Annotated in this window: 14 protein-coding genes; 1 reads left to right on the top strand and 13 read right to left on the bottom strand. The window is 70.6% G+C overall.

The annotated features are described in order from the left end of the window. Window position 1 precedes the first annotated feature (1 nt). Together FDO69_RS06615 and pyrR are read right to left on the bottom strand one after the other, a co-directional pair. Window positions 2-979 carry an aspartate carbamoyltransferase catalytic subunit gene (locus FDO69_RS06615; protein ID WP_104778795.1) on the bottom strand — a complete coding sequence of 326 codons (978 nt, stop codon included), beginning with the start codon at window positions 977-979 and terminating at the stop codon, window positions 2-4. 100 nt (window positions 980-1,079) lie between these two features. Beyond that, complete coding sequence (pyrR, locus tag FDO69_RS06610; RefSeq protein ID WP_104778794.1) at window positions 1,080-1,655, bottom strand: bifunctional pyr operon transcriptional regulator/uracil phosphoribosyltransferase PyrR; 576 nt, start codon at window positions 1,653-1,655, stop codon at window positions 1,080-1,082. A gap of 267 nt (window positions 1,656-1,922) precedes the next feature. On the opposite strand from pyrR, the gene bldD reads away from it, so the two are divergent. Next, on the top strand, window positions 1,923-2,426 hold the full coding sequence (gene bldD, locus FDO69_RS06605) for a transcriptional regulator BldD (RefSeq protein WP_006131213.1): 504 nt from the start codon (window positions 1,923-1,925) through the stop codon (window positions 2,424-2,426). Between the two features lie 196 nt (window positions 2,427-2,622). Here the strand turns inward: bldD and nusB are convergent, their stop codons facing one another. From nusB to ruvX, 11 genes are all read right to left on the bottom strand, one after another. Next, complete coding sequence (nusB, locus tag FDO69_RS06600) at window positions 2,623-3,057, bottom strand: transcription antitermination factor NusB (RefSeq protein WP_104778793.1); 435 nt, start codon at window positions 3,055-3,057, stop codon at window positions 2,623-2,625. 2 nt (window positions 3,058-3,059) lie between these two features. Beyond that, the gene (gene efp / locus FDO69_RS06595) at window positions 3,060-3,626 is read right to left on the bottom strand and encodes an elongation factor P (protein WP_031138970.1); all 567 of its coding nucleotides are present in this window, start codon (window positions 3,624-3,626) and stop codon (window positions 3,060-3,062) included. Between the two features lie 53 nt (window positions 3,627-3,679). Next, window positions 3,680-4,795, bottom strand: a complete 1,116-nt coding sequence (locus tag FDO69_RS06590) for an aminopeptidase P family protein (RefSeq protein WP_104778792.1) — start codon at window positions 4,793-4,795, stop codon at window positions 3,680-3,682. 194 nt (window positions 4,796-4,989) lie between these two features. After that, window positions 4,990-5,841: a Pro-rich N-terminal domain-containing protein gene (locus FDO69_RS06585; protein ID WP_104778791.1), complete on the bottom strand. Its 852-nt coding sequence runs from the start codon at window positions 5,839-5,841 to the stop codon at window positions 4,990-4,992. 196 nt (window positions 5,842-6,037) lie between these two features. After that, a complete protein-coding gene (aroB, locus tag FDO69_RS06580) occupies window positions 6,038-7,129 on the bottom strand; it encodes a 3-dehydroquinate synthase (protein WP_104778790.1) in 1,092 nt (363 codons plus the stop codon). Next, the gene (locus FDO69_RS06575) at window positions 7,126-7,641 is read right to left on the bottom strand and encodes a shikimate kinase (protein ID WP_104778789.1); all 516 of its coding nucleotides are present in this window, start codon (window positions 7,639-7,641) and stop codon (window positions 7,126-7,128) included. Before FDO69_RS06575 ends, aroB begins: the two co-directional genes overlap by 4 nt. Beyond that, complete coding sequence (gene aroC / locus FDO69_RS06570; RefSeq protein ID WP_104778788.1) at window positions 7,638-8,822, bottom strand: chorismate synthase; 1,185 nt, start codon at window positions 8,820-8,822, stop codon at window positions 7,638-7,640. Before aroC ends, FDO69_RS06575 begins: the two co-directional genes overlap by 4 nt. A 140-nt stretch (window positions 8,823-8,962) precedes the next feature. Beyond that, a complete protein-coding gene (locus FDO69_RS06565; RefSeq protein ID WP_104778787.1) occupies window positions 8,963-9,379 on the bottom strand; it encodes a hypothetical protein in 417 nt (138 codons plus the stop codon). Window positions 9,380-9,430: 51 nt separating this feature from the next. Further along, the gene (locus FDO69_RS06560; protein WP_104778786.1) at window positions 9,431-10,270 is read right to left on the bottom strand and encodes a shikimate dehydrogenase; all 840 of its coding nucleotides are present in this window, start codon (window positions 10,268-10,270) and stop codon (window positions 9,431-9,433) included. Next, the gene (gene mltG, locus FDO69_RS06555; RefSeq protein WP_104778785.1) at window positions 10,251-12,014 is read right to left on the bottom strand and encodes an endolytic transglycosylase MltG; all 1,764 of its coding nucleotides are present in this window, start codon (window positions 12,012-12,014) and stop codon (window positions 10,251-10,253) included. Before mltG ends, FDO69_RS06560 begins: the two co-directional genes overlap by 20 nt. Before the next feature lie 121 nt (window positions 12,015-12,135). Further along, window positions 12,136-12,600, bottom strand: a complete 465-nt coding sequence (gene ruvX / locus FDO69_RS06550) for a Holliday junction resolvase RuvX (RefSeq protein ID WP_104778784.1) — start codon at window positions 12,598-12,600, stop codon at window positions 12,136-12,138. Window positions 12,601-12,602: the final 2 nt, after the last annotated feature.

Here is a 12,602-nt window from a genome sequence, read left to right as displayed (position 1 = left end):
CTTACTTCTCCTCGGTGCGGGGGTGGGTGACGGCGGGCTCGTTCCCACCGAGCAGCAGGTACAGGACGGCCATCCGGATGGACACTCCGTTTGCGACCTGCTCGACGACGGTGCAGCGGTCGGAGTCGGCGACCTCGGCGGTGATCTCCATGCCACGGACCATCGGGCCGGGGTGCATCACGATGGCGTGCTCGGGCATCCGGGCCATGCGGTCGCCGTCGAGCCCGTAGCGCCTGGAGTACTCGCGCTCGGTGGGGAAGAACGCGGCGTTCATGCGCTCGCGCTGGACGCGCAGCATCATCACCGCGTCGGACTTGGGCAGCGTGCTGTCGAGGTCGTAGGAGACCTCGCAGGGCCAGGTCTCGATGCCGACCGGCAGCAGGGTCGGCGGGGCGACGAGGGTGACCTCGGCGCCGAGGGTGTGCAGCAGGTCGACGTTGGAGCGGGCGACCCGGCTGTGCAGGACGTCGCCGACGAGCGTGATGCGCTTGCCCTCGAGGTCGCGGCCGAGTCCCGCGTCCGGGCCGATCAGGCGGCGGCGCATGGTGAAGGCGTCCAGCAGGGCCTGGGTGGGGTGCTGGTGGGTGCCGTCCCCGGCGTTGACGACGACGGCGTCGATCCAGCCGGAGTTGGCGAGGCGGTACGGGGCTCCGGAGGCGCCGTGCCGGATGACCACGGCGTCGACGCCCATGGCCTCCAGTGTCTGGGCGGTGTCCTTCAGGGACTCGCCCTTGGAGACGCTGGAACCCTTGGCGGTGAAGTTGATGACGTCCGCGGACAGCCGCTTCTCGGCGGCCTCGAAGGAGATCCGGGTCCGGGTGGAGTCCTCGAAGAAGAGGTTGACGATCGTGCGGCCGCGCAGGGTCGGCAGCTTCTTGATCGGCCGGTCGGCGACCCGGGCCATCTCCTCGGCGGTGTCGAGGATCAGGACGGCGTCGTCACGGGTGAGGTCGGCGGCCGAGATGAGATGACGCTGCATCTGTCAGGCTCCGTAAGGCAGTTCATTCGGGAGAATCGGGGCAGACGGGCGCGCGAGGGCGCAACGAGCGGGCGTACGGCGGTGGCATACGCCCGGAGCGCTACTGAGGGGTCGGCTTGGCACCGAGCAGCACGGTGTCGCGACCGTCCTCCTCGGCGAGCTGGACCTTGACCGTCTCCCGCAACGACGTGGGGAGGTTCTTGCCGACGTAGTCGGCGCGGATGGGCAGTTCGCGGTGACCGCGGTCGACGAGGACGGCGAGCTGCACCGCGCGCGGGCGCCCGAGGTCGTTCAGGGCGTCGAGGGCGGCGCGGATGGTGCGGCCGGAGAAGAGCACGTCGTCGACGAGGACGACGAGCTTGCCGTCGAGGCCGTCACCGGGGATCTCGGTGCGGGCCAGCGCCCGCGGCGGGTGCATGCGCAGGTCGTCGCGGTACATGGTGATGTCGAGCGAGCCGCACGGGACCTTGCGCTCGGTGATCTGCTCGAGCTTGTCCGCGATCCGCCGGGCGAGGAAGACGCCCCGGGTCGGAATGCCGAGGAGCACCACGTCGTCGGCGCCCTTGGCGCGTTCGACGATCTCGTGGGCGATGCGGGTCAGCACCCGCGCGATGTCGGGCCCTTCGAGCACGGGCCGGGCATCGGACTGCGTGTCGCGCGTGTCATGCGTGTCCATACGAAACGGACCTCCTTCTCCGCCTCACGGGACGGACCTTAAAGGACGTCGAGATTGCGCCATACACGGTAGCAGGTCCCCCGTGATCGCCCGTACGGCCCCCTTGGATCACCCACTCGGCGCAACGGAACGCCGATACCACGGAAGAGTCGGTGCGGACCATTCGGCTTGACGCGGCAGAGTAACGCTGCGTAACCTCACAGTGAGTTACCAGCCGCGCGGCCTGGCACCCACGCCAGACGCGTCGACACAGTGCCGGGGAGCTATATGTCCAGCGAATACGCCAAACAGCTCGGGGCCAAGCTCCGGGCGATCCGCACCCAGCAGGGCCTTTCCCTCCACGGTGTCGAGGAGAAGTCCCAGGGACGCTGGAAAGCGGTCGTGGTCGGTTCGTACGAGCGCGGCGACCGTGCCGTGACCGTACAGCGCCTTGCCGAGCTGGCGGATTTCTACGGCGTTCCGGTGCAGGAACTGCTTCCGGGCACGACCCCGGGCGGGGCCGCCGAGCCGCCGCCGAAGCTGGTCCTGGACCTGGAGCGGCTGGCCACGGTGCCGGCCGAGAAGGCCGGCCCCCTCCAGCGCTACGCGGCCACGATCCAGTCGCAGCGCGGTGACTACAACGGCAAGGTGCTGTCGATCCGCCAGGACGACCTGCGCACACTCGCCGTCATCTACGACCAGTCGCCGTCCGTCCTGACCGAGCAGCTGATCAGCTGGGGTGTCCTGGACGCGGACGCGCGCCGCGCGGTGGCGTCCCACGAGGACGCCTGACCGCTTCACGGGTCCAGCAGCCGGGTCCAGCAGAAACGTGCCGCCGGGGTGGCCGAAACCGTATGGTTCTCGGCCGCCCCGGCGGCGTTGTCGACGCTCTGACGGGGTCCGGCCGCACAGAGGTCCCAGGGACGTACGCGGAAGCCGGAGGGCCCGCAGCGATGACGCTGCGGGCCCTCCGGCGTGTGGTCCGGCTTCAGACCTCGTCGCGGCGGAGCGAGGCCTTGAGTTCCTTCAGCCGGCCGAGCAGGCCGTTCACGAACGAGGGCGACTCGTCCGTGGAGAACTCCTTCGCCAGCTGCACCATCTCGTCGAGGACGACGGCGTCCGGCGTCGCGTCGACCCAGATCAGCTCGTAGGCACCGAGCCGCAGGATGTTGCGGTCGACGACGGGCATCCGGTCGAGGGTCCAGCCGACGGAGTACTGAGCGATCAGCTCGTCGATGCGCTTCGCGTGCTTCGCGTAGCCCTCGACCAGCTCCATCGTGTACTCGCTGACCGGAGGCTGCCGGGTGTCCGCCCGGGACAGCCGGACCCAGTCCGCGAGGACGGTCAGCACCTCGGCACCGCGCTGGTCCCCCTCGAAGAGGATCTGGAAGGCGCGCTTACGGGCCGTGTTGCGGGCAGCCACGGTTAGCTGTTCACCCGGCCGAGGTAGTCGCTGGTGCGGGTGTCGACCTTGATCTTCTCACCGGTGGTGATGAAGAGCGGCACGTTGATCTGGTGGCCGGTCTCCAGGATGGCGGGCTTGGTGCCGCCGGTGGAGCGGTCGCCCTGGACGCCCGGCTCGGTCTCCTGGATGACGAGCTCGACGGCGGCGGGCAGCTCCACGAAGAGCACCTCGCCCTCGTGCTGCGCGACGGTGGCGGTGAAGCCCTCGATGAGGAAGTTCGCGGCGTCGCCGACGGCCTTCCTGTCGACGTGCAGCTGGTCGTAGGTCTCCATGTCCATGAAGACGAAGTACTCGCCGTCCATGTAGGAGAACTGCATGTCGCGCTTGTCGACGGTGGCCGTTTCGACCTTGACGCCGGCGTTGAAGGTCTTGTCGACGACCTTGCCGGAGAGCACGTTCTTGAGCTTGGTGCGCACGAAGGCCGGGCCCTTGCCGGGCTTGACGTGCTGGAACTCGACGACGGACCAGAGCTGGCCGCCTTCGAGCTTGAGCACCATGCCGTTCTTGAGGTCGTTCGTGGAAGCCACGGTTGCGGAATCTCCTGGACTGACGTACGACCCTGGGGCACGCACCTGCCTGGCTACAGGGCGAGCAGCTCCTTGGTCGTGATGGTGAGTAGCTCGGGTCCGCCGTCCGCCTCGGGGCGGACGACGAGCGTGTCATCGATCCGGACACCGCCCCGGCCCGGGAGGTGGACTCCCGGTTCGACGGTGACTGGCACGCAAGCGTCCAGTTTACCCATGGCCGCGGGACTCAATTGAGGGTCCTCGTCGATTTCGAGCCCTACACCGTGTCCGGTCAGGATCGTGAGGCCCTCCGTGTACCCCGCGGAGTCCAGGACCTGGCGTGCGGCGCGGTCGACGTCCCGGCAGGCGGCGCCGGGTACCAGGCTCTCACGCCCGGCCCGCTGGGCGGCGAAGACCAGGTCGTACAGCTCGATCTGCCAGTCCGCGGGAGCGGTGCCGATGACGAAGGTACGGCCGATCTCGCAGCGGTAGCCGCGGTACGTCGCACCGAGGCAGACGGAGAGGAAGTCGCCCTCCTCGACGCGGCGGTCGGTGGGCCGGTGTCCGGGCCGGCCGGAGTTCGGGCCGGTGGCGACGGAGGTCGGGAAGGCCGGCCCGTCCGCCCCGTGGTCCACGAGTCGCCGCTCGAGTTCCAGGGCGAGGTGACGCTCGGTTCGGCCGACGAGGATCGACTCCAGCAGCTCGCCCAGGGCCTGGTCGGCGATCTCGGCGCCGATGCGCAGGCAGGAGATCTCCTCCTCGTCCTTGACGACCCTGAGCTGCTCGACCGCGCTGCCGAGGCCCGCCAGGCGCAGCCCGGGGGCGACCGAGCCCAGGGCGCGGTGCCGGGCCACGGTGAGGTGGTGCTCCTCCACGGCGAGCGAGTCGGCGTGCTGGTCCACGGCGAGACGGGCCGCCGCGACGGCCGGGTCACCGCCGCCGACTCCGGGCAGGGTGTGGACGCGCAGGGCCTCGTCGGGGCGCTCCTGTATGGGGCGGTCGGCCGTCGGCCCGGCACAGACCAGGCGGTCCTGCTCCTCGGTCCTGCCCAGCAGCAGAACGGCGTCGTGCGGGGCGGCGCCCGCGAGATAACGCACGTTGGCGGGGCGGGAGACCAGCGCCGCCGCGCTGCCGCCCGCGTTGCAGTATTCCCTCAGACGCGTCCGGCGGGCCGCGTACACCTCTGACATGACCCGAGCGTATGAGCTCCGCCGGTTTGGCGCCGGTTGAGGGCGTCTGAGTGGGCGGTGCCGGATGGGTCCGGGTGGGTGAGGGTGCTGTTCGGGAGGGGTCGTGCCGCGCAGGGGGTGTGTGCCGTCCGCGGCTGTGTGGGGCCTTGTCGCGCAGTTCCCCGCGCCCCTGAGGGGCGCTTACCTGAGGGCGCTCACCACTGGGGTGGGCTGGCGATGGAGCGGGACAGGACGTCGTTCAGGACCTGGGCCGTCTGCGGGATGTCGAGCTGGGAGTTGTCGATGATCGGGAGGCCCGAGCCGTACCAGCCCGCCATGCGGCCGTGGATGCGGGCGACCTCGTCGTCGCTGAGGCGGCGGTTGCCGGAGCGCTCGGCGTTGCGTTCCAGGACGATCTCCAGGCCCGGCAGGAGGACGACCGGCAGCAGCCCCGGCCCCACGTGGCGCTTCCAGCCGCCGAGGCCGACGACCGGGCGGTCGGGGAAGACCGCGTCGTCGAGGATGCACGAGATGCCGTTGGCCAGGAAGTTCCGCGCGGCGAAGCCGCAGGTGCGGCGGGCGAGGCGGTACTGCGCCTCGGAGTTGTCGTTCCACCCGGACTGGGGGTCGGCGAAGCCGGAGCGGACCCACTCGCGTACGTCGTCGAGGCTGATGTGGGCCGTGGGGACCCGGCGGTGGTCCGCCCAGTACTTGGCGACGCTGGTCTTGCCCGCACCCGCGGGGCCGATGAGCAGCACCGCGAGGGTCGTACCGGCGGGGTCGGGAAGCGTCGCGGCGGGCGGGGCCATGGGCATGGCCACGGGGCCGCCGGGAGGCAGCGGCACATGGCCGGTGGTCTCCGGCGCCGACGGGGCGCAGGAGGAGGCCGGTCGGGGCGGGGGCGCCGGATGTCCCGGCGCCGGGGGCGGCGGGGGCACGGGCACCGAGCCCTGGTGGGCGCCCGCGTTCTGCGGGCCGGGGTGATGTGCGGCCGGCGACCAGCCCGTGGCCGGTCCGTGCCCCGGCTGATGGGGCGGCGGCAGCGGAGAACCCACTGCGTGCTGCATCCGGTGCCACTCCGTCTCGTACAGGCGATGGGCGCTGACAGCGGGGGCGGAACCCGCTTTCCCCCACAGCCTAAAGGGCGTGGGAGGACCCCCATCCGAACGGTACCGCCCCCGGTCGTCGATGTGTGAACGGCCGGGGGCGGCCCGAAGTGCCCGGCTCCGAAGGTGAATTCGGGCGGAAGGCGCGCCGGCGGACTTACTGCCCGACTTCGCCGTACGCGGCGAGCAGCACGGCCGGGTCGGGTCCCTCCAGGACGGTGGGCTTGGCCAGACCGTCGAGGACGATGAAGCGCAGCAGGTTGCCGCGGGACTTCTTGTCGACCTTCATGGTCTCCAACAGCTTGGGCCACTGGTCGTGCCGGTAGTGCAGGGGCAGTCCGACCGCTTCGAGGATCGTGCGGTGGCGGTCGGCCGTCGCGTCGTCCAGCCGGCCCGCCAGACGCCCCAGTTCGGCGGCGAAGTGCATGCCGACCGAGACGGCCGCGCCGTGGCGCCACTTGTAGCGCTCGTTCTTCTCGATGGCGTGGCCGAGCGTGTGCCCGTAGTTGAGGATCTCGCGCAGGCCCGACTCCTTCAGGTCCGACGACACGACGTCGGCCTTGACCCGGATGGAGCGCTCGATGAGCTCTGCGGTGTGCGGGCCGGCCGAGGTGCGGGCGGCCTCGGTGTCGGACTCGATGAGGTCCAGGATCACCGGGTCGGCGATGAACCCGGCCTTGATGACCTCGGCGAGGCCCGAGACGTAGTCGTTGACCGGCAGGGAGTCCAGCGCGGACAGGTCGCAGAGCACACCGGCGGGCGGGTGGAAGGCGCCGACGAGGTTCTTGCCCTCGGCGGTGTTGATGCCGGTCTTGCCGCCGACGGCCGCGTCCACCATGGCGAGCACGGTGGTGGGAATCGCGATCCAGCGCACTCCGCGCAGCCAGGTGGCGGCCACGAACCCGGCGAGGTCCGTGGTCGCGCCGCCGCCGACGCCGACGATGACGTCCGTGCGCGTGAACCCGGACTGCCCGAGCGCCTTCCAGCAGTAGGCGGCGACCTCGGCGGTCTTGGCCTCCTCCGCGTTGGGCACCTGGATGGCGATGGCCTCGTAGCCCTGCTCGGCGAGGTCGGCACGCAGCGCGTCACCGGTCTCGGCCAGCGCCTCGGGGTGAAGGATCGCGACCCGCTGGGCCTTCTCGCCGATCAGCCCGCCGAGTTCACCCAGCAGCTGCCGGCCCACCAGGACCTCGTACGGGTCGGTGCCCGCCGTGCCGCCGACCTGGATCCGGGTGACTGCCTCGCTCATACGTCCTTCAACTCCAGTGCGTCCAGGGCTGCTTCGGTGACCTCTTCGGGCGTACGGCCGTCGGTGGCGACCACGGCCGTGGCGACCTCTTCGTACAGGTGGCGGCGGGCCTCCATCAGCTCGCGCCACTGCTTGCGCGGGTTGACCGCGAGCAGCGGGCGGGCCGCGTTGAGGCCGGTGCGCTTGACCGCCTCCTCGACGTCCATCGACAGGTACGCCACCCGCTGCCCGGCGAGCAGCGCGCGCGTGTCGGCGTCGAGGATCGCGCCGCCGCCCAGGGCCAGGACGCCGTCGTGCTCGGCGAGCGCCCGGTGCACGGCCGCCTTCTCGATCGCGCGGAAGGCGGGCTCGCCCTCGTCGACGAAGATCTCGGCGACGGTCCTGCCCTGCGCGGCCACGATGTCGTCGTCGGTGTCCCGGTAGGAGAGCCCGAGCCGCTCGGCCAGCAGCTGCCCGACGGTGGACTTGCCCACGCCCATCGGGCCGACCAGGACGACCAGCGGACCGCTCATCGGATGGCGAGGTTGTCGAGGTACGACGTCACGTTGCGGCGGGTCTCGGCCACCGAGTCACCGCCGAACTTCTCCGCGACCGCGTCCGCGAGCACCAGGGCCACCATGGCCTCGGCGACGATGCCGGCGGCCGGGACCGCGGACACGTCGGAGCGCTGGTGGTGGGCCTGCGTCGCCTCGCCGGTGGTGACGTCCACGGTCTGCAGGGCGCGCGGCACGGTCGCGATCGGCTTCATCGCGGCGCGGACCCGCAGCAGCTCACCGGTGGTCAGACCGCCCTCGGTGCCGCCGGAGCGGCCGGAGGTGCGCCGGATGCCGTCGTCGGTCTTCACGATCTCGTCGTGCGCCTTGGAGCCGGGCACGCGGGCCAGCTCGAAACCGTCACCGACCTCGACGCCCTTGATCGCCTGGATGCCCATGAGGGCACCGGCGAGCCGGGCGTCCAGCTTGCGGTCCCAGTGCACGTGCGAACCGAGACCGACGGGCACGCCGTACGCGAGGATCTCGACCACGCCGCCGAGGGTGTCACCGTCCTTGTGAGCCTGGTCGATCTCGGCGACCATCGCCTTCGAGGCGTCGGCGTCCAGGCAGCGCACCGGGTCGGCGTCCAGCTTCTCGACGTCGGCCGGGGTCGGGTACACGCCCTTCGGCGCCTTCGCCGCCGCCAGCTCCACCACGTGCGAGACGATCTCGACGCCCGTCGTCTCCTTGAGGTACGAACGGGCCACCGCGCCCAGCGCCACGCGAGCGGCCGTCTCCCGGGCGGATGCGCGCTCCAGGATCGGCCGGGCCTCGTCGAAGCCGTACTTCTGCATGCCCGCGAGGTCGGCGTGGCCGGGGCGCGGCCGGGTCAGCGGGGCGTTACGGGCGAGCCCGTCGAGGATCTCCGGGTCGACGGGGTCGGCGGCCATGACCTGTTCCCACTTGGGCCACTCGGTGTTGCCCACCATGATCGCGACCGGGGAGCCGAGGGTGAGGCCGTGCCGGACGCCGCCGAGGAAGGTGACCTCGTCGCGCTCGAACTTCATCCGGGCACCGCGCCCATAGCCCAGGCGCCGCCTCGCGAGATGGTCCGCCACCATGTCCGTGGTGATCGGCACGCCGGCGGGAAGGCCCTCCAGCGTCGCCACGAGTGCGGGACCGTGGGACTCCCCCGCGGTCAGCCAGCGCAACCTGCTCAACGGTGCTCCTCAGTGCTCGCGCTCTGGTACTGCCCTGCGTACGCGCCTCGTCGCGTACGGCGAGACGTGACCGGGTGCGCGGCCCGGTCCGCCATCTCCGATCCTCCCACGCCGGAGCCCTCTGCCCGGCGGCCGGTCCATCAAGCGGACGCGTTCGCGGACGGGCCCTCGCCCTGCCGCTGGTGCGGCGCGTACGCCCCGAGGAAGTCGGCGCCGCTCGGCTGCCGCACGGTCCGATCCGGCTGCGGCGAGGCATACGCCCCCAGGTGGTCGGCCCCGCTGCCCTGCTGTGCAGGCTGGGTCTGCTGCTGAGGCGCGTACTGCCCCAGGTAGTCGGCGCCGCGCCCCTGCCCGTACTGGGCCGCCGCGTGGACCGGCTGCCCGTTGCGGACGGCTCGCCGGTAGGCGACCTTGCGCTTGATCTTGACGACCCACGACGCCACGACGGCGAGCACGATCAGGGCCAGCACCGTGGCCTGCACCCAGTCCGGCAGGAATCCCAGCAGGGACTCGAATATCTGGGACTTGACGGACGCCTGAGGCATGCCGGTGGACATGACGGATGTTCCCCTCCCCTGTTCCGCCCCCTGCGGAACCGAGAGCGGATCTTATCGGGCCGCGAGAGCCCGCTCGCCCGCTTTTCGCATGGCGTCCAGGGGAGCCGGGGCCAGCCGCGTCATCTGCTCGACCTGGAGCACGGCCTGGTGCACCAGCAGGTCGAGACCGCTGACGACGGCACCGCCGTACGCCGACCAGCGGGCGGCGAGGTCGGTCGGCCAGGGGTCGTACAGCACGTCGAAGAGGGCGGCCGGGCGCTCCGGTACGGACCGGGCGAGGGCGTCGGTGACACCGGCCGGCGTGGTGCTGATCACCAGGGGGGCGCGCAGGGCCTGCTCGGCGTCGGCCCAGTCGGCGATCCGGACGGCGACGTCGAGCCGCTCCGCCCACTGCCGCATCTCGGCGGCCCGGGCCTCGCTGCGCACGTACACGGCGATCTCGCCCGTGCAGATCCGGGACAGCGCGGCCAGCGCGGAGGAGGCGGTGGCGCCGGCGCCGAGGACGGCGGCGGAGTCGACCTCGTCGATGCCGTGCTCGCGCAGGGCGGCGACCATGCCGGGGATGTCGGTGTTGTCGCCGATACGGCGGCCGTCCTCGGTGAGCACGACGGTGTTGACCGCCTCCACCGACGCGGCGGTCTCACTGACCTCGTCCAGCAAGGGGATAACGGCCCGCTTCAACGGCATGGTCAACGAGAGCCCGGCCCACTCGGGCCCGAGTTCCTCGAGGAAGCCGGGCAGCTTCGCTTCGTCGATCTCGAAGCGGTCGTACGACCAGCCACTCAGCCCCAGTTCCGCATACGCGGCGCGGTGCAGCACCGGGGAGAGGGAGTGGGCGATGGGGCTGCCGAGCACCCCGGCACGGCGGGCGTCAGTTGCCCGAGCTGGCATCGAACTTTTCCTTCAATTTCAGGAACTGCGCATGGGTCTTGGCGAACTCGGTCTTGCTCACACCGTCGGTCGCCACGAAGTAGATCCAGCCGTCCTTCGTGGGGTTCAGGGCCGCCTGCAACGCGACGTCCCCCGGGTTCCCGATCGGACCCGGCGGCAGGCCCTTGTTGGTGTACGTGTTGTACGGGTCCTTGTTGCTGTTGATCTCGGACTCGCTGATGTGAATGTTGCTCTCGTTCTTCAGGTAATTGAAGGTCGAGTCGAACTGGAGCAGCTGGTTGGTCTCCGTGTTGGTGGGCTTGAGGCGGTTGTAGACCACCTCGGCCATCTTCCGGAAGTCGTCGTGCGTCTTGCCCTCGGCCTGGACGAGGCTCGCGACGGTGATCAGCTGCCACGGGTTCTCGAGTCCGAGGCTCTCGGCCTTCTTCTCCACGCCGGCCTTGTCGTACGTCGCGGTGGCCCGAGCCACCATTTGCTTGAGCACGGCCTCGGGTTTCTGCCCCTTGCTGACGCCGTAGCTGGAGGGGTAGAGGAATCCTTCCAGCGGATCCTTGACGTTCGGATGATTCAGCGCCCAGGCGGGCAGGCCCAGCTTCTTGTAGTCCTTCTCGGCGACCGCGGCGGTGGTGCCGTCCTTGACCTTGAGGCGCTTGTCGATGAGCCGGTAGATGTCGGCGTTGCGCTTGCCTTCCGCGATGATCAGGTTGTCGCGGCTCTTCGGACTGAGCATCAGTTCGACCGCGCTCGCCGCCGACATTTGCTTCTGCAGTGTGTAGACGCCGTCCTGGATGCCCTTGCCGTCGGGGTTGCCCTCCTGGGCCGCGACGAACGCGTCGACGCTCTTGACGACCCCCGCGTCCTTCAGCACCTGGCCGATCTTGTATCCGAGCGCGCCCTCGGGGATCTCGACCGTCACCTGCTGACCGTTGCCCGCACCCGCGTAGTCCGGGGCGTCGCCGAAACGACTTTGGTAGAACTGGTAGCCGAAGTAGCCGGCGCCTGCGAGGCCGCCGCCGAGGATCACGGCGACCAGCAGGCAGGCCATGCCGTTGCGGCTCTTCTTCTTCGGTTTCCCGCCGCCGCGTCCGCGCTTGTCGTCGCGACCGCGACGGCCCTCCGGCTCCTCGCCGTCGTCATCGTCGTCGCCGCCCGCGAAGAAGGCGTGTTCGCCCTGGTCGGGGCCGGGATCCCAGTCGGTGGCCGGTTCCTGAGGGGTCTCCGGGGCGGGCTCTGGCCCACGGCCGGGCGGCTCCGAGGGTGGATACGCCTCGGGTGTCCCGTAGTAGTCCTGCTGGTCCCCGCCGTAGGCGCCGGCCTGCTGCCCGTACGGATCCTGGGCATCACCGGAGTACGAAACCTGCTGGTGGGGGTCGTTGGCCCAGCCGCCGGTGTCGTACTGCTGCTGGTGGTAGCCCTGAGCCTGGTGATGTCCGTGGTCCTGCTGGACGGGGTACTGCTGGCCGGGGTACTGCTGATCGGGGTACTGCTGGTGCCCGTGGGCCTGTGCCGCGTACTGCTGGTCGTACGGGTACTGCTGCTGCGCCTGACCGTATCCGGCCTGGTCACCGGTGCCCCAGTCGCCGTACTGCGACTGCTGCGGCTGCTCTGGATAGTGCTGCGGCTGGCCGCCGTAGGGGGACTGCTGACCCTGATGGGCCTGCTGCCCGCCCCATCCGCCGTCCCCGTACAACGGGTCCTCCGGATGCCACGGTTCGGAGCCTTGGCCCCGGCCATACTCAGTCATCGATCCCCTAGAGCCGCGAGGCGGCGGTCGCGCGACTTCCGGCTCGGCTCCCGTCCCGCCTCTTGCTGTGCGGCGGCTGTTCGAATGCCGTCGCATCGCGCGGAACGTTACCGTATCGCGATCAGATGACCACTTCGACGCCTTCGCCGGGTGCTTTACCTGACATCCGTTCGGATTCGAGGGCCTGTTGCAGGATGATCACGGCTGCGGCCTGGTCGATGACGGACCGGCCCTTCTTGGATTTCACGCCGGAGGCTCGCAGTCCCTGACTGGCCGTCACCGTCGTCATGCGTTCGTCGACGAGTCTCACCGGGACCGGGGAGATCATGCGGGCCAGTTCCTGGGTGAAGCCCCGGACCTTGACCGCGGCCGGGCCCTCGCCCCCCTTGAGGGAGCGCGGGAGTCCGACGACGACCTCCAGGGGCTCGTACTCCTCGACGAGTTGCTTCAACCGCCGCTGAGCTGCGGGGATGTCACGCCCCGGAACCGTCTCCACCGGGGTGGCGAGGATCCCGTCGGGGTCGCACGAGGCGACCCCGATGCGGGCGTCCCCGACGTCGATCGCGAGTCGACGTCCTCTGCGCATGC

Source organism: Streptomyces tibetensis, assembly GCF_007655005.1.
In the GTDB taxonomy this organism is placed as follows: domain Bacteria; phylum Actinomycetota; class Actinomycetes; order Streptomycetales; family Streptomycetaceae; genus Streptomyces; species Streptomyces tibetensis.
This window is presented reverse-complemented; position numbering and strand designations above follow the sequence as displayed.

What these genes read in the sequence shown, in the direction of transcription:
- bldD (WP_006131213.1), top strand. Translation starts at nt 1,923, where the DNA reads ATGTCCAGCGAATACGCCAAACAGCTCGGGGCCAAGCTCCGGGCGATC.
- FDO69_RS06560 (WP_104778786.1), bottom strand. Translation starts at nt 10,270, where the DNA reads ATGCCAGCTCGGGCAACTGACGCCCGCCGTGCCGGGGTGCTCGGCAGC.
- mltG (WP_104778785.1), bottom strand. Translation starts at nt 12,014, where the DNA reads ATGACTGAGTATGGCCGGGGCCAAGGCTCCGAACCGTGGCATCCGGAG.
- ruvX (WP_104778784.1), bottom strand. Translation starts at nt 12,600, where the DNA reads ATGCGCAGAGGACGTCGACTCGCGATCGACGTCGGGGACGCCCGCATC.
- aroB (WP_104778790.1), bottom strand. Translation starts at nt 7,129, where the DNA reads ATGAGCGAGGCAGTCACCCGGATCCAGGTCGGCGGCACGGCGGGCACC.
- FDO69_RS06615 (WP_104778795.1), bottom strand. Translation starts at nt 979, where the DNA reads ATGCAGCGTCATCTCATCTCGGCCGCCGACCTCACCCGTGACGACGCC.
- FDO69_RS06590 (WP_104778792.1), bottom strand. Translation starts at nt 4,795, where the DNA reads ATGTCAGAGGTGTACGCGGCCCGCCGGACGCGTCTGAGGGAATACTGC.
- pyrR (WP_104778794.1), bottom strand. Translation starts at nt 1,655, where the DNA reads ATGGACACGCATGACACGCGCGACACGCAGTCCGATGCCCGGCCCGTG.
- FDO69_RS06585 (WP_104778791.1), bottom strand. Translation starts at nt 5,841, where the DNA reads ATGCAGCACGCAGTGGGTTCTCCGCTGCCGCCGCCCCATCAGCCGGGG.
- FDO69_RS06575 (WP_104778789.1), bottom strand. Translation starts at nt 7,641, where the DNA reads ATGAGCGGTCCGCTGGTCGTCCTGGTCGGCCCGATGGGCGTGGGCAAG.
- FDO69_RS06565 (WP_104778787.1), bottom strand. Translation starts at nt 9,379, where the DNA reads ATGTCCACCGGCATGCCTCAGGCGTCCGTCAAGTCCCAGATATTCGAG.